Below are 14,316 nucleotides of genomic sequence, written 5' to 3' on the forward strand. Positions count from 1 at the left end.
CGTCCCTCAGCGGTCGCCGCCGAGCCAGTTCAGCGCCGTGCGCTTCCAGCCGGTGGCCGAGGACGGTGGCCGGGGGATGTCCGGCTGGGTCGTGGTCATGCGGATCCCGTCGAGCGCACCGTCCAGGGCCTCCCGCACCCGTTTGGCCCAGGTCCGGCTGACGACGTTGGCGATGCCGACGCTGCCCGCCGCCCACACGCCGAGGTTCGTCGCGAACTGCGCCAGGTCACTGCTGATGATGGCCGAGTCCGGGATCGCGGCCGCGGCACCGATGCCCGTGACGATGCCGCCGATGACCCCGGAGGTGATGATGCCGATGGAGGCGTTCCGGATGGGCTGGGTGTCAGCCTCGAGCGTCACCACCGACTCCTCGTCAGCCTCCTCCTCGACGGTGACGGTCACCGCCTTCAGGTCACGCAGGACACTCTCCGCCTTCGTCGCCTGCAGGCCCAGCCGCATCTCGACCAGCAGCCGCTTGTCCTTGACCCAGCGCTCGGAGCTCCCGCGCGCCCCCGTCAGCTTCATTCCCTCGTCATGGGTCATCCAGTTCGTGGCCCCCCGACGGACGCGCTCGGCCCGCTCGGGCACGATCGCGGCTCCCCGGACCGACCGTGGCCCGAGGAGTCGCTCGGTTCGGCTGGGCTCGTACTCGGCAGCCGTGGCGATGCGGACGTCGGTCATCGCGCGCTGGACGAGTGACGGATCCACGCCGACCTGCGCGGCCACCTCCTGGATGTCCCGCAGGCTGAGTCCCGCGTCCGCCCGCGGGCGCTCTGAGCCCTGTAGCTCCAGCGCTCGGGCGATGACCCGCTCGGCCTCAGCCGGGCTCAGACGCCGACCGGCTGAGCGCGACAGCGGCTGGCGGGGCGTCGGCTGCGAAGTGGGCGTCGGCTGCGAAGTGGGCGCCGCAGCAGCCGTGTCGCCACCAGAGGAACCGTCCTCCTCCGGGGCCGGCTGCGCCGCGACATCGCTCACTCCAGGGTCCTACGCCTTCCTATGCGCCCAGTCCGCCGTTGACCTTGTCGGTGTCGGGCGTTGACTGCGGGACCACACCGAAGTTGTCGGCGTACAGCTCGGCGATCCGGTCGAGTTCCTGGGTCGTCAGGTCGCGCTGGTCGGGTGCGGCGGCGAACTCCGCTATCTCCTTGGACGAGTAGATGTTCGGCAAGGTGGTCACGCAGGTCCGGTGGGACAGCACCCACTTCAGCGCCGCCTGGCCGAGGGTCATGTCGTGGGTCAGGAAGTCGAGCCTGGCCACCTTCTGGACCCCTTCCACCAGCCAGGATCGCGGGCGGTGACGGCGGTGGTCGTTCTTGGGGAACACGTGGTCGGCGGTGAGGTTGCCCTCCAGCATCCCCGAGGAGTGCGGTACCCGGACGATGAGCTTGTGATCGGTCTCCTCGGCGACCTCGATCAGCTCCTTGCCGGGCGATTGCTCCAGCAGGTTGAAGATCATCTGCATCCCGGCCATCCCCGAGTCGCCCGGCATGACGTTCTCGGCACCGGCCCCGCGGTGGCGCATGGCGTACGCCCCCTCCTCGTACCAGCCGATCTTGGGGCCGAGCGCGATGCCGTAGGCGCGGATCTTCCCCGCAGCCTTCGCCTCCTCGAGGAAACCCCACAGGTCGTCGGCGTCCAGGTGCTCCATCCGCGGGTTGTGCAGCTGGTAGAAGTCGATCTCATCGACGCCCAGGCGCTTGAGGGACTCGTCGAGACGCTGGGAGATGTAGGCCACGTCGGTCCGGTGCGCCCGCTCCTGCTGGCCGACGCGCTGGTGGTCGGAGGTGATGTCGTAGCCGAACTTGGTCCCGATGACGACCTGGTCGCGGACGTCGGCCAGGGCTTCACCCAGGACGTCCTCGGCGTACCCCTCGGCGTAGGTGTCCGCGGTGTCGAAGAACGTGATCCCGTGGTCGAAGGCCTCGCGGTGCAGGCGGATCGACTCCTCCCGCGTGTACTCACCCCACCAGCCGGTCGTGACGGTCCAGTTGCCGAAGCCGACGACGCTGACGTCGATTCCAGGGGCGAGCTCGCGATAGCGCATGGTTCCGAGGCTACCGGGCAGCTCACGTCATTCCAGGGGCGATCCGACCGTGATCCGGGTGATCTTGTTGCGTCTGACCTCGAAGACGGCGTCGACCTCGACGTCGTGGGCGCCGGCCACGTTGCCGTGGGCATCCTGGACCGTGAAGCGGCGCGTCAGGCGACAGGTGAGCGTGGTGACCCGCCCCTCAACCGCACGGCCGGGGACGGCCCGCCGGATGATGGTCGTGGGGCGGTCGGCCCCGGTCACCCCCTCGAAGAGGGAGGCCAGTTGGGCCCGACCCCTGGCCGTCCCCCCGTCGGAGGTGAAGACGGCCTCCGGCGCGAAGGTGTCCAGAACGTCGGCGATGGTGCCGTGGTTGAGCGCGGAGACGTGCGCGTCGACTGCGACCCTGGGATCGGGGGAGGCGGTGTCGCGGTCATGCGATTGGTCGGACATGGCACTGCTGATCGTAGACCTACCCTCGCCCGGCGCCGCCCGGCACTAGGGTCGGGAGGAGATGGAAGACCTGTTCAGCAACATCGACCTCGACCCGATCGCCTCCCCCGTCGGCCTGATCGTCATCGGCCTGGGGATCAGATTGGTCCTGGGCGCCGTCAAGACCGCGATCAAGTTGGCCCTGGTCGTGATGATCCTCGTCGGCCTATACCTGTTCTTCTACGGGGGGAACGTCGTATGAACATCCGTCTTCCCACGCTCAATCGGCGCCGCACGGCCCGGCTGTTCATCATCGGACTGGGCGTGGCCAGGCTGGTGGAGGGGACCGCGGCCACGATCTCCCCCGGGCCGGTCCTCGACATCATCGGCGACGATATCTCGACCGCCGACTCCCGGGCCAGCTTCCGGATGAAGTCGGGGCGTGACGTGGCGCTCGGTCTGATGACGTTGAAGGCCATGCGTGACGATCGACGTCTGGCCGAGTTGGCTCTGGCCTCGGTCGTGGTCGACGCAGTTGACGGGCTGGCTGTCACCCTCGACGGGCGGGATGCCTTCGGCGCACCGGTCTACCCCGCCGGTGCGGTCCTCGGCTTCGCGGTCGCCGGTGCGGCTGCCTGGTCGGCACGGGCCCTTCGCCGGCTGTAGGGGTCTCCGGCCGACTATCGGTACACCGCCGCGATGCCAGAACTCGGTCGTGCACTGAAAGTCGGTTGTGACCTGGGCCGCCCCAACTCTTAGCACACGGTCAAGGGCTGACGAGGCGAACTCGTGTACCGACAGTCGCGGTCTCGGCAATCACCACACCACGAGGGACTCAGCCCGTGGTGTTGAAGGTGAAGCCCTCCGACGGCTGGATGATCACGAAGCCCTGACCCTGGAAGGCGACCTGGAACGCCTCCCCCGACCCTCGACCGATCAGCGCCGCCGCCTTGAAGCTGGACTTGATCGTGGTCTGCAGGTTGGCTGACCACGCCACGACCGCGTTGGTGTCGGCGAAGGTCGGCGCCTCCGCCGCGTTGAGGACCACCGGTGGACCGTCCGTGGTGATCGCCACCCAGCCGGTGCCGCGCAGGGTGGTGTTGAACAGCCCACCAGCCGCGATGCTCGCGCCCTTGACGCGCTCGATGTTCCAGTCGAGGGAGGTCGAGAAGGCCAGCACGTTCTTGCCGCTCACCGACAGGCCCGCGTTGTTCATCTGCAGCAGGTGGACGTCGTAGGCCAGATCGGCCAGGAAGACGTCGCCCTGTCCCTGGACCTTCATCAGCGGGAGCCCTTCGCCCGTCAGGGCCTTCTTGATGAACTTGCTGGCGCCGCCGCCCTCGAAGGCGAAGTCGACGTTGCCCTGATAGGCCACCATGGATCCCTGCCGGGCCATGAACGGCTGGCCGACCCGGACCCGCAGCAGCTTGGCGTTCTGGTTGGCGATCGGCTGGGCTTCCCGCTCCCCGTAGCGTCCGTCGACGAGGTCACCGGTGATGCCCTGGAACGCACCGCCCCGCCCACCGCCGTACGCCTGAGCCGACTGCTGCTGTGGCTGGCCGCCGACCTGGTCGACGACCGCGGCCTGGGGCTCCGCCGAGCCGCCGTCCTGACCACCCGCTGGCTGACCGCCGGCCTGCTCGACACCCGGCTGCCCGCCGCCGGAGCCCGCGCCACCCCGCCCCATCGGTGCGACGCCGACCTGTCCCTGGTGGGCCACCTGGTCGGTCCAGTTCTGACCGTCCCACCAGCGGTACTCGTACTGACCCTCGGGGTCCGGTCGCCACTCAGCCGTCATGGTCTGCTCTCCCTGGTCGGTCACGACCCTCGGATGGGGTCACCTGGGCGACAGCCTAACCCCCCGACCAGCGGCATCCCTGATCGTCTGGGGCCTACACATGTGTCGGTTCACCCGGACAATCCGGCAGAAGCTACACCTTCGGAGGACCGGGCCGAGCCCGAGCCTCAGCGAAGCGCCTGCACCACGGCCGCCGCAAGACCAGCCATGTCATGCGGGTCCGCCTCGGCGGTGATCGTCAGCCCCAGGTCCCGGCAGGCTGCGGACGTCACCGGCCCGACCGAGATGACCGCGATGTCGGGGTGCGGCAACTCGCCCAGCAGGTCGATCAGATTGCGGGCGGTGGAGGATGACCCGAGCGCGATGGCGTCGAACGTTCCCTCCCGCAGCCGGGTCACCACGTCTGGATCCAAGCCCTCGGCAGGGACGGTCTTGTAGGCCTCCGCCTCGACCAGGGCCACACCGGCAGCCGTCAGGACCGCCACCAGCGTGTCGCTGGCGATGTCCGCCCGTGGCAGGAAGACCGGATGAGCCTCTGCCGCGGCGACCGCCCCGAGCGCCTCGCCCAGACCCCGCGTGGTGAAGGTCTCAGGCACCAGGTCCGCCCGCAGGCCGACCGCCTCCAGTGCGGCGGCTGTCCCCGAGCCCACGCAGGCGATCTTGGTCGAGGCGAACCAGCGCGAGTCCCCGCCACGGTCAGCGATGACCTCCAGCACGGCCCGGACACCGTTGGCCGAGGTGAACGCCACCCAGGAGAACCGGCCGGACCGCATCCACTCGACCTGCTCGACCAGCGCACGTGGGTCGGCGGTCGGCTGGATCGCGATCGTCGGGGCTTCGACCGGGTCCGCGCCCAGCGCCCGGAGTCGTCGCGACAGCTGGCTGGCCTGGCTGCGGGTCCGTGGGACCAGGACCGACCGGCCGAGCAGCGGACGGTCGGCGAACCACGAGAGCTCGGCGGCCAGGCCTGCCACCTCACCCACAACTGTGACGGCTGGGGAGGAGAACCCGGTCTCGGACACCTGTGCGGCGATGTCGGCCAGCGTGCCGTCCAGCTGCTCCTGTCGGGTGGTGGTCCCCCAGCGGACCATGCTCACCGGTGTGTCGCCGGACCGGCCTGCGTCCATCAACGCCTGCGCGATCCGCCCGATCCGGCCGACGCCCATGAGGAAGATGAGCGTTCCGGGGAAAGCCGCGAGCGCCGGGTAGTCGACCTGCGTCTCGGGCTTGGTCGGGTCCTCGTGGCCGGTGATCACCGCGAAGGCCGGGGAGATGCCGCGATGGGTGACCGGGATCCCGGCGTAGGCCGGGGCGGCGATGGCGGAGGTGATGCCGGGCACGACCTCGAAGGGGATCCCCGCGGCGACGCACCGCTGCGCCTCCTCCGACCCACGACCGAAGACGAACGGGTCACCGCCCTTGAAGCGAACGACGGCGTGGCCCTCGGCGGCCTTGTCGACCAGCAGCTCGTCGATCTCGTCCTGGGCCAGCGCGTGCCGGTCCGGCAGCTTGCCGACGTAGACCAGTTCGGCGTCGTCGCGACAGACCGCCAGGGCTTCCGGCGGTGAGAGGCGGTCATAGGCGACGAACGTGGCGGTCGACAGCAACGTGGCCGCCCGCGCAGTGACCAGCCCGAGCGCCCCCGGCCCGCCACCGACGAGGTACACCGTCCCGGCGGCAGCGGGCTCTCCGCCCAGGTCCGCCAGCACCGCAGCTGCCGCCGTCGACGTCGCAGCGCGAACCGGATCAGCCACCCAGCGCCTCCCGCATCTCCTCGCCCAGTCGGGTGCCGATCTCCGTGCCCTGGTCGAACCCGCCGGCTGTCGACAGCCGCAGCACCCGCCGATTCACGGGGTCGCCCAGCATGCCCAGCAACTCGAGGCCCCCGAGGCCGGTCAGGGTGCACAGCGCCCCAGCCGGAGTGGTGCAGCCACCCTCGATGGCGGCCAAGAAGGCCCGCTCGGTCTCGACGGCCTTGCGGGACGGCAGGTGGTCCACCGCCTCGAGCAGCGACGCCGTGCGGGCGTCGTCGGCCCGGCACTCGATCGCGATGGCGCCCTGCGCCGGAGCGGGCACCATCTCTCCGGGCTCGAGCGGGACGGCCTTGAGGGGCAGGTCGAGTGGGCCGACCCCGCCCCGATCGGGGGAGGTGTAGAGCCGTTTCAACCCTGCGAGTGCCACCACGACTGCGTCGAACTCGCCGTCCGCAACCTTGCGCAGGCGGGTGTCGAGGTTTCCCCGCAGCGGCAGGACCTGGAGACCGGGCTTCACGCGCAGCAGTTGCAGCTTTCGTCGTTCCGAGGAGGTGCCGACGATGGCGCCGGCCGGCAGGGCCGAGAACGGGCGCCCCTCTCTGGTGACCAGCAGGTCGCGCGGGTCCTGACGCCCGGGGATGGCACCGACCATCAGGTCGGGGTGGGGGTCGGTCGGCAGGTCCTTGAAGGAGTGGACCGCCACGTCGCAGTCGCCGTCCAGGACCGCTTGTCGAATGGTGTCGATGAAGATGCCCTTGACGTCGAAGGCCTCAACTCGGCGTTCGGGGTGGTCATCCCCCGTCGAGGACATGGGGACCAACTCGACGGGCTGGCCGGTCCGGTCGGTGATCCTGGTGCCGGTCTGGAACGCCTGTGCCCGGGCCAGCGCCGACCGGCGCGTGGCGATGCGGATCATTGGCTGGTGACGTCGTGCGCGCCGCTACGACGCGGCGTCATCTGCGGCGGCCGTGGTCCAGCCGGCACCGTCGTCGTCGCCCGGATCAGCGGTGACATCCAGATCGAACAGGTGGCTGATCGCGCGCACGTACCGCTCACCGTCGGGTGTGTCGACCAGCTTCTTCAGGCGGACAGTTGGCTGGTGCATGAGCGTGTTGATGATGCCGCGCGTCAGGGCCTCGACTACGTCACGCTGATCGTCGTCGAGGGAGGAGAGGCGACTGGACAGCCGCTCCATCTCGGCAGCGCGCACGCCGTCAGCCTGGGCGCGCAGCGCGGTGATGGTGGGGCCGGCCTGGACGCCGCGACTCCACGCTGCGAAGGCGTCCGCCTCCTCGGCCACGATGAGCCGGGCGTCGCGGATGGCGTCTCCGGTCGGTCCCTGGGTCACGATCTTGCGCAGCGCGTGGATGTCCACGACCGTGACGCCGGGCAGCAGGTGTGCGCCCGCCTCGACGTCGCGCGGCACGGCGAGATCCACGATGACCAGCGGCCGGTCCGGACGGGACGCCATCGCATCCTCGAGCGCTGCCGACGAGATCACGGGCTGGCTCGCATCCGTGGAGGCGACGATCAGGTCGGCCTGGGCCAGGACCGTCGAGAGCTCATCCAGGCCGTGCGCCGTCCCGCCGACCCGCTCGACGAGGGACTGGGCCTTCTCGGTGGTCCGGTTGGCCACCAGGACCCGCTCGGCCTCGGCCGCGATCCGAGCGCCGGCCATGCCGCCGATCTTCCCGGCACCGACGAGGCCGACGACTGGGTTCGTGGTCGGCAAGGCCTGCCGGCCAGCCAGCAGTGCGACATCGACGATGGATGCCGCGCCCTCGGAGATGCCGGTCTCGGCCCGGGTCCGACGTCCTACCCGCACGGCCTGCCGGAAGACGCGGTTGAGCAGGGTCGAGGCCGTACCCTCCTCCAGTGCAGTGGTGAAGGCCTTGCGGATCTGCGCGTGGATCTGGCGCTCCCCGACGACCATCGAGTCCAGGCCGCTGGCGACCGCGAACAGGTGCTCGGCTGCGGAGGTGTCGAACCGGTCGTAGGTCAGGTGACCGAAGGTCTCGAGCGGCCGGCCGGCCCACTCGGCCAGGTGGTCGCGGAGATCAGCAACACCACCGTGATATCGGGTGACGTTGGCGTAGACCTCGACCCGATTGCAGGTCGAGACGATGGCTGCCTCGACGACGTGCTCCCGCTGCATGACCGAGGCCAGCGCCTTGGCGTGCAGGTCTGCCGGTACGGCCAGTTCGTCCAGCAGATCGGCGGAGGCGGAGCGGTGACTGACACCGAGGACGAGGAGGGTCATGGGGAGTTGTGCCGAGGGTAACGACGCCCCTTGAACGCCGCCAATCGCCACGGCATTCCGTACCGCCACTCCGTCAGCCACGCGACCATCCGGTTCGGGCGGCGGATCACCGCATCATGGCATCGCTATGCCAGGAGCATCCGCGAGATGATGACCTTCTGGATCTCGCTCGTCCCACCGCCGATGGTCGAGAGCTTGGCGTCCCGCCAGCCTCGCTCGACCGGGAAGTCCTTGATGTAGCCCCAGCCGCCGTGGATCTGGATGGCGGCGTCGGCGTTGGCCAGCGCACACGCCCCGACGTACGCCTTCGCCATGGACGCCTCCATCTGGTGATCCAAGCCCTGGTCCTTCTTCCAGGCGCCGTAGCGCAGCATCAGCCGGGCTGACTCGAGGTTGATCTTCATGTCCGCCAGCTTGTGGGCGATGGTCTGGAAGTGGGCGATGGGCTTGCCGAACGCCTGGCGCTCCTTGGCGTAGGCAATCGAGTCGTCCAATCCGCGTTGCATGCCGCCGATGGCCGAGCCGAGCATGACGGTCCGCTCCCAGCTGAAGCACTCGAAGCCGATGGCCCACTGGGCGGTGCCGATCGGACCGAGCCGGGCGGAGTCGGGGACTCGGACGTCGACCATGACCATCTCCGACGTCGGTGAGGACCGGTTGCCGGACTTGTCCAGGACGTTGCCGACCGACAGGCCCGGGGTGTCGCGGGGGAGGATGAACGCGGTCATGCCGCCTCCTCCGGCCCCCTCCTCGTGGGCGCCATCGGTCCGCACGATCACGGTGAACACATCGCAGACGGGCCCGTTGGTGATGAAGGTCTTGGTGCCGTTCAGGATCCAGTGGTCCCCGTCGGGTACCCCCCGTGAGGTGATGCCGGAGGTGTCCGAGCCGTGGTCGGGTTCGGTGATCCCCCACGCCCCGATCCACTCGCCGGACGCGAGCTTGGGCAGGTAGGCGGCCTTCTGCTCGTCGGTCCCGTGCAGCTCGATCGGCTTGGCCCCGATGACGAGGTGGGCGCCTAGTGAGAGCCCCAGCCCGGCGTCCAGTCCGCCGTAGGACAGCGCCTCGAGTGCCAGGCCGGTGTCGACGGCGCCAGCGCCCATGCCGCCCCACTCCTCGCCGATGCACATGCCCGTCAGCCCGACCTGTCCGCAGGCATCCCAGACATCCCGGTCGAAGCGGCCCTCACGGTCCCGCTCCCCCGCTCCGGGTTCGACGACGTCGCGGGCGAACTCGACGATCGTCTTGTAGAGGCTCTGCTGCTCTTCGGAGAGTGCGAAGTCCATGATCGAACTGTACGGGCTGCGTACTCGTTGCTTCAGCCAGCCGGGTTCCTGTCGAGCCAGTCGAGGATCACCCGATTGACCGCCTCGGGCTTCTCTTGCTGGATCCAGTGGCCGCAGTCGAGATTGACCACCTCGACATCTGGCACGAAGCGCGTCAGGTTGGGGCCGTGCGCCACCGGATCCCGATCGCCGTAGATCATCAGTGCCGGCTGGTGCACGATCGGATCCAGATCCGCCAGCAGGTGCCAGTTGCGATCCAGGTTCCGGTACCAGTTGATGCTGCTCGTGAACCCGGTGGACTGGAAGCTCTCGACCGTGACGGCGAGTTCCGCCTCGCTCATGAGCGGATCACCGACTGGCGCCTCGCGCGTGGCCAGATCGATCAGCGCCATGCCCGGCTGCGGCTGCGGGGGTGGCTCGTTCGTGCGGAACAGGTTGCGAAGGAACCGCTCGGTGTTCTCGTCGAACACCGCGTCCGCGACGCCCGGCTGCCGATTGAAGTGGACGAAGTAGAAGTCGTCACCGAAGACCGCCTCCATCCACTCGATCCAGGGCTGGTCGCCTCGCTCCTGGTAGGGCACGGAGAGGGCGATCACCCGGTCGACGCGCGCCGGGTGCAGCAGGCTGAGCCACCACGCGACCATGGCTCCCCAGTCGTGACCGACCACGGTCGCCGTGTCGTAGCCGTAGTGGTCGAGGAGCCCCACGATGTCGCCCGCCAGGTGCTCGATGTCGTACGCCGTCACCTCGGGCGGGCGCGAGGAGTTGCCGTACCCGCGCTGGTTCAGGACGATGACGTGGTAGCCGGCGTCGGCGAGCACGGATAGCTGGTAGCGCCAGGAGAAGGCGTGTTCCGGCCAGCCGTGGCACAACACGATCGGGTTGCCTACGTTCTGCTGGCCTGCCTCGTAGACCTCGAGGTTGACGCCGTCCAACGGGACGGAGGTTGGTCGGGGGAAGTCTGCTGGCTCATGCATCGGGACTCTGCCTTGTCGTCGGAGGGGCTCGAGGAGCACCGTATGGACTAAACTGGACAACCCACGACCACGTTCTTTTTGGGAGGAGTCCCCACCGTGCGCATCGACCGCCTGCTGGCCGTCCTCCTGCTGCTGCAGCGACGCGGTCAGGTGACCGCTGCCGACGTGGCCGAGGAGATGGAGGTCTCCGAGCGGACCGCCCGTCGCGACCTCGAGGCCCTGATGATGGCGGGCGTGCCCGTGTACTCGGTCGCGGGCCGAGGTGGTGGGTGGCGGCTCGTGGGCGGAGCCAGGACCGACCTGACCGGATTGACGGCGGACGAGGCCCGCGCGCTCTTCCTCGTCGCGGGGCCAGCAGCGGAGGCCACGCCCGCCGTGAAGGCGGCGCTTCGCAAGCTGGTGCAGGCCCTCCCGAAGCCCTTCCGCGGACCGGCCGAGACGGCGGCGTCATCGCTGGTGGTCGACCCGAAGCACTGGGGCGCGAGCTGGCCGGCCCAGCAGCCACCTCGGTTCCTGGAGGTGCTCCAGGAGGCAACCATCGCCGGCGTGCAGGTGCAGCTCGGCTACAACGACCGCCATGGCTCTCCGAGCCGGCGGACCATCCACCCCCTGGGCGTCGTCGTCAAGGGCCCCGCTTGGTACGTCGTCTCGAACACCGACGAAGGCATTCGAACCTTCCGGATCGATCGGGTGTCCTCCGTCGAGCTGACCGACGAGCCCGTCACCCGCCCAGCCGACTTCGATCTCGGCGCGACCTGGCGGCAGATCACCGAGGAGGTCAACCGCATCCGCGAGCCGCTCGAGATCGACGGGCTCTGCGCGTCCGACGGGATGGGCAAGCTCAGGATGACCCTCGGAGATCGACTGGCCATCGGCGACACCGCTGAGGATGGGCGGATCGAGGTTCGCATCCGCGGCTACAACGAGTACGCACTCGCGGGAGAGCTGGCGGGGCTCGTCGAGTGGCTCGAGATCACGGCGCCAGTGGCCGTCCGTGATCGCCTGGTGTCCATCGGCCGCTCACTGGTCGACCGGTACAGCCCCGCTGGCCTGAGCGTGCCGAGTTAGCCGGTGAAGCCGAAGCCGGGCGACCCGCCGCCGAACTGCCGCTGGGTCCGCTCGTCCTTCTCCGCCACGGCCTGACGCATCTCCTCCTGATGCTCCGCCACGGCCGCAGCGACGCCAGCGTCGAACGCCCCGATGATCCGGGCCGCCAGCAGTCCCGCGTTCTTGGCGTTGCCGATCGCCATCGTCGCGACCGGCACCCCGCCCGGCATCTGCGCGATCGAGAGCAGCGCGTCCATCCCCTGCAGGTTGCCGATCGGCACCGGGACGCCGATGACCGGCAGGGTCGTGTAGGCCGCCAGCATCCCCGGCAGGTGCGCAGCCCCGCCGGCCCCCGCGATCAGAACCTTGAGGCCGCGGTCGGCCGCCTCGCGCCCATAGGCCGCCATCACCTCAGGTGTCCGGTGCGCCGAGACGATGCGCACCTCATAGGCGATGTTCAGCTCGTCCAGGACCTCGGTGGCCGCCCGCATCACCGGTAGGTCACTGTCGCTGCCCATCGTGATACCGACCAGGACCTGCTCGGTCATGCCCTTCCCTCCAGGATCGCCGCGGCCGTTCGCGCCAGCGCGGCGACGGTGTCACGGTCCTCACCTGTGGCGGTGACGTGCCCGACCTTGCGGCCGGGCCGCGGCGTCTTGTCGTAGAGGTGCACCTTCACGCCGGCCGGCACCTCGCCGACCCGCTCCCGAGGGTCACCGGACCCCTCGGCACCACCGACGACGTTCACCATCACGCTGACCGGATCTCGCTGGGCGACGGGCCCCGGCGGCATCCCCAGGACCGCCCTCACGTGGTTCTCGAACTGCGAGGTCACGCAGCCATCGATGGTGTGATGGCCTGAGTTGTGGGGTCGCGCGGCGATCTCGTTGACTAGCACCTGCTGCTGGCCGTCGCGCTCGACCACGAACAACTCCGCGGCCAACACCCCGACCGCGCCGACGACCTGCGCCACACGCGTGGCGAGACGGACGGCCACGGTCGAGAGGTCGACCGTGATGCTGCCATCGGCGTGAATCTCCCGACACATCCCGTCGATCTGGACCGACACGACCGGCTCGTAGGTCGTCTGGTCCTGGTTGGCAGAGGTCACGCTGATCACCGCGAGCTCCGACGTCAGCTCGAGGTGCTCCTCGACCAGCAGCGCCCGTCCATCCGCGGCCGCGATCATGCCGTCGGCCTCGTCAAGGTCAGCAGCCACCGTGACCCCACGGCCGTCATACCCCCCGCGTGGGGCCTTGAGCACCACGGGCCAGCCGTGCTCCTGGGCGAACACCTCGATGTCATCCAGGGACTTGACCTCGGCGAACGCCGGGACCGGGATGCCGAGTTCGGCGAACCGCCTCCGCTGATGCAGCTTGTCGGTGAACGACAGCGTCGCCGAGCCCGGTCGGACCACGACGCCATCGGCCTCCAGGGCCCGGATCACGTCGAGCGGCACCAGCTCGTGGTCCAGCGTCACCACGTCAACGACGTCTGCCAGTCCGCGGAGTGCAGCCAGGTCCTCCGGCGCTCCGTCCATGACGGGGAACAGGCCCCGGACCCCCTCGTCGTGAGGACCGGCAAGAACCAGGACGTCGACACCCAGCCTTGCCGCGTCGAGCGCCATCATGCGGGCGAGTTGGCCCCCTCCGACGATTCCCAGTCTCGACATTCCCTGCTTCACCTTTCACGCGCCGTCGGCAGCGGCAGGGGCGGATGGTACCGCCCCGTCTTGGTCGAGGTACGAGGAGGTCCTTCCCCGAGGACTGGCGTCCACCAACGTCACACCACGGTCCTCCACCGCCCGGACGACCCGTTCCAGCCTGGCCGGCCGCGGCTGCTCCGCCCAGGGGTCGTCCCGTTCCAGGACACTCGGCATGACGAAGCGGGTCGGGTCCAGGTCGTCGGTCACCTCATCCCACGACAGCGGGGTCGCAACGGTTGCGGCCGGGTGTGCGCGGGGGCTCCACGCGGCGATCAGGGTCGAGGACCCACCACGAGACCAGTCGACCAGCGTCCGCCCACCGCGCTGGTCCTTGCGCATCTCCACGGTCAGCTCGTCCGGGTGCTGCTCGACCACGAGCCGGGCAATCGCCAGGGTCAGCGGTCGCAGCAGATCCGGCCCATACCGGCGTTCGATCGGGACGATGACGTGGACGCCCCGGCCGCCTGACGTCTTCACGATCGGTTCCAGCCCCAACTCCTGGAGTACACCCCGGATCCACCGGGCAACCCTCGCCGGCGGGACCTCCCGCTGACCGGGATCGACATCGAACACGAGTTGGTCAGCCCGGTCCGGTCGGTCGATGCGCAGGAGGGCCGGGTGGAACTCGATGGTGTTCTGCTGCGACATCCACGCCAACCCCTCACGATCGCTGACGAGCGAGTACGCAACCTCCCGATCGGCGGAGTGCGCCCACTCGCGCCAGCGGCCGATTGCAGGAGGCGCGTGATCCGGCGTGTCCTTGACGAAGAATCCCGTCGCCTCCACCCCGCGGGGGAAGCGCTTCACCGAGAGCGGTCGGTCAGCCAGTTGGGGCAGCAGTCGGTCGGCCGCGTCCAGCACGTAGTCGTAGAGGTCCTGCTTCGTCAGGCCGGCCGCGGGCCACAGCACCTTGTCAGGACTGGAGAGGGTCACCATCCCGCCACCGACCAGTCACCTCCAGAGAACGTCCGAACGTCCACGCGGACCGCTCCACCTTACGATCGCCCATGCAGGCCGCAGCCGGACGC

At 69.5% G+C, this 14,316-nt stretch carries 15 protein-coding genes; 3 read left to right on the plus strand and 12 right to left on the minus strand.

Going from position 1 to position 14,316, the window contains the following annotated elements:
- Window positions 1-6: 6 nt before the first annotated feature.
- Genes C1746_RS00945 through C1746_RS00955 form a run of 3 tightly spaced genes read right to left on the minus strand, consistent with a single transcriptional unit; the run spans window position 7 to window position 2,482 of the window.
- Complete coding sequence (locus C1746_RS00945) at window positions 7-975, minus strand: hypothetical protein (RefSeq protein ID WP_116712839.1); 969 nt, start codon at window positions 973-975, stop codon at window positions 7-9.
- A 19-nt stretch (window positions 976-994) separates the two neighbouring features.
- A complete protein-coding gene (locus C1746_RS00950) occupies window positions 995-2,044 on the minus strand; it encodes an aldo/keto reductase (RefSeq protein ID WP_116712840.1) in 1,050 nt (349 codons plus the stop codon).
- A gap of 27 nt (window positions 2,045-2,071) precedes the next feature.
- Window positions 2,072-2,482 (minus strand): nuclear transport factor 2 family protein, encoded by a 411-nt coding sequence (locus C1746_RS00955; RefSeq protein ID WP_116712841.1) that lies wholly within the window; start codon window positions 2,480-2,482, stop codon window positions 2,072-2,074.
- 61 nt (window positions 2,483-2,543) lie between these two features.
- Between C1746_RS00955 and C1746_RS00960 the strand changes: the two genes are divergently transcribed.
- Together C1746_RS00960 and C1746_RS00965 are read left to right on the plus strand one after the other, a co-directional pair.
- Window positions 2,544-2,723 carry a hypothetical protein gene (locus C1746_RS00960; RefSeq protein WP_116712842.1) on the plus strand — a complete coding sequence of 60 codons (180 nt, stop codon included), beginning with the start codon at window positions 2,544-2,546 and terminating at the stop codon, window positions 2,721-2,723.
- Window positions 2,720-3,127, plus strand: a complete 408-nt coding sequence (locus C1746_RS00965; RefSeq protein ID WP_116712843.1) for a hypothetical protein — start codon at window positions 2,720-2,722, stop codon at window positions 3,125-3,127. Before C1746_RS00960 ends, C1746_RS00965 begins: the two co-directional genes overlap by 4 nt.
- A gap of 169 nt (window positions 3,128-3,296) precedes the next feature.
- Here the strand turns inward: C1746_RS00965 and C1746_RS00970 are convergent, their stop codons facing one another.
- The 6 genes from C1746_RS00970 to C1746_RS00995 all read right to left on the minus strand — a co-directional run bounded on the left by C1746_RS00970 (window position 3,297) and on the right by C1746_RS00995 (window position 10,536).
- Complete coding sequence (locus C1746_RS00970) at window positions 3,297-4,259, minus strand: AIM24 family protein (RefSeq protein WP_116715512.1); 963 nt, start codon at window positions 4,257-4,259, stop codon at window positions 3,297-3,299.
- Between the two features lie 167 nt (window positions 4,260-4,426).
- Window positions 4,427-6,013, minus strand: a complete 1,587-nt coding sequence (cobA, locus tag C1746_RS00975; protein ID WP_116712844.1) for a uroporphyrinogen-III C-methyltransferase — start codon at window positions 6,011-6,013, stop codon at window positions 4,427-4,429.
- Window positions 6,006-6,929, minus strand: coding sequence for a hydroxymethylbilane synthase (gene hemC / locus C1746_RS00980; protein WP_116712845.1), 924 nt, complete (start codon window positions 6,927-6,929; stop codon window positions 6,006-6,008). The genes cobA and hemC overlap by 8 nt, the downstream gene beginning before the upstream one ends.
- Window positions 6,930-6,953: 24 nt before the next feature.
- Window positions 6,954-8,273, minus strand: a complete 1,320-nt coding sequence (gene hemA / locus C1746_RS00985) for a glutamyl-tRNA reductase (protein ID WP_116712846.1) — start codon at window positions 8,271-8,273, stop codon at window positions 6,954-6,956.
- 125 nt (window positions 8,274-8,398) lie between these two features.
- Complete coding sequence (locus C1746_RS00990; RefSeq protein ID WP_116712847.1) at window positions 8,399-9,559, minus strand: acyl-CoA dehydrogenase family protein; 1,161 nt, start codon at window positions 9,557-9,559, stop codon at window positions 8,399-8,401.
- Between the two features lie 32 nt (window positions 9,560-9,591).
- The gene (locus C1746_RS00995) at window positions 9,592-10,536 is read right to left on the minus strand and encodes an alpha/beta fold hydrolase (protein ID WP_116712848.1); all 945 of its coding nucleotides are present in this window, start codon (window positions 10,534-10,536) and stop codon (window positions 9,592-9,594) included.
- Window positions 10,537-10,632: 96 nt separating this feature from the next.
- On the opposite strand from C1746_RS00995, the gene C1746_RS01000 reads away from it, so the two are divergent.
- On the plus strand, window positions 10,633-11,604 hold the full coding sequence (locus tag C1746_RS01000; protein ID WP_116712849.1) for a helix-turn-helix transcriptional regulator: 972 nt from the start codon (window positions 10,633-10,635) through the stop codon (window positions 11,602-11,604).
- On the opposite strand, the gene purE is transcribed toward C1746_RS01000, so the two are convergent.
- Genes purE through ligD form a run of 3 tightly spaced genes read right to left on the minus strand, consistent with a single transcriptional unit; the run spans window position 11,601 to window position 14,224 of the window.
- Window positions 11,601-12,131 carry a 5-(carboxyamino)imidazole ribonucleotide mutase gene (gene purE, locus C1746_RS01005; protein WP_116712850.1) on the minus strand — a complete coding sequence of 177 codons (531 nt, stop codon included), beginning with the start codon at window positions 12,129-12,131 and terminating at the stop codon, window positions 11,601-11,603. The genes C1746_RS01000 and purE overlap by 4 nt on opposite strands.
- Window positions 12,128-13,255 (minus strand): 5-(carboxyamino)imidazole ribonucleotide synthase, encoded by a 1,128-nt coding sequence (locus tag C1746_RS01010; protein ID WP_116712851.1) that lies wholly within the window; start codon window positions 13,253-13,255, stop codon window positions 12,128-12,130. Before C1746_RS01010 ends, purE begins: the two co-directional genes overlap by 4 nt.
- A gap of 15 nt (window positions 13,256-13,270) precedes the next feature.
- Window positions 13,271-14,224, minus strand: coding sequence for a non-homologous end-joining DNA ligase (gene ligD, locus C1746_RS01015; RefSeq protein WP_116712852.1), 954 nt, complete (start codon window positions 14,222-14,224; stop codon window positions 13,271-13,273).
- Between the last annotated feature and the right edge of the window lie 92 nt (window positions 14,225-14,316).

This window comes from Euzebya tangerina (genome assembly GCF_003074135.1).
GTDB lineage: Bacteria > Actinomycetota > Nitriliruptoria > Euzebyales > Euzebyaceae > Euzebya > Euzebya tangerina.

Coding starts and splice junctions, on each gene's coding strand:
- C1746_RS00970 (WP_116715512.1), bottom strand. CDS start 4,259: ATGACGGCTGAGTGGCGACCGGACCCCGAGGGTCAGTACGAGTACCGC.
- C1746_RS00950 (WP_116712840.1), bottom strand. CDS start 2,044: ATGCGCTATCGCGAGCTCGCCCCTGGAATCGACGTCAGCGTCGTCGGC.
- C1746_RS00995 (WP_116712848.1), bottom strand. CDS start 10,536: ATGCATGAGCCAGCAGACTTCCCCCGACCAACCTCCGTCCCGTTGGAC.
- C1746_RS00990 (WP_116712847.1), bottom strand. CDS start 9,559: ATGGACTTCGCACTCTCCGAAGAGCAGCAGAGCCTCTACAAGACGATC.
- ligD (WP_116712852.1), bottom strand. CDS start 14,224: ATGGTGACCCTCTCCAGTCCTGACAAGGTGCTGTGGCCCGCGGCCGGC.
- C1746_RS00955 (WP_116712841.1), bottom strand. CDS start 2,482: ATGTCCGACCAATCGCATGACCGCGACACCGCCTCCCCCGATCCCAGG.
- hemC (WP_116712845.1), bottom strand. CDS start 6,929: ATGATCCGCATCGCCACGCGCCGGTCGGCGCTGGCCCGGGCACAGGCG.
- hemA (WP_116712846.1), bottom strand. CDS start 8,273: ATGACCCTCCTCGTCCTCGGTGTCAGTCACCGCTCCGCCTCCGCCGAT.
- C1746_RS01010 (WP_116712851.1), bottom strand. CDS start 13,255: ATGTCGAGACTGGGAATCGTCGGAGGGGGCCAACTCGCCCGCATGATG.
- C1746_RS00965 (WP_116712843.1), top strand. CDS start 2,720: ATGAACATCCGTCTTCCCACGCTCAATCGGCGCCGCACGGCCCGGCTG.
- purE (WP_116712850.1), bottom strand. CDS start 12,131: ATGACCGAGCAGGTCCTGGTCGGTATCACGATGGGCAGCGACAGTGAC.
- C1746_RS00960 (WP_116712842.1), top strand. CDS start 2,544: ATGGAAGACCTGTTCAGCAACATCGACCTCGACCCGATCGCCTCCCCC.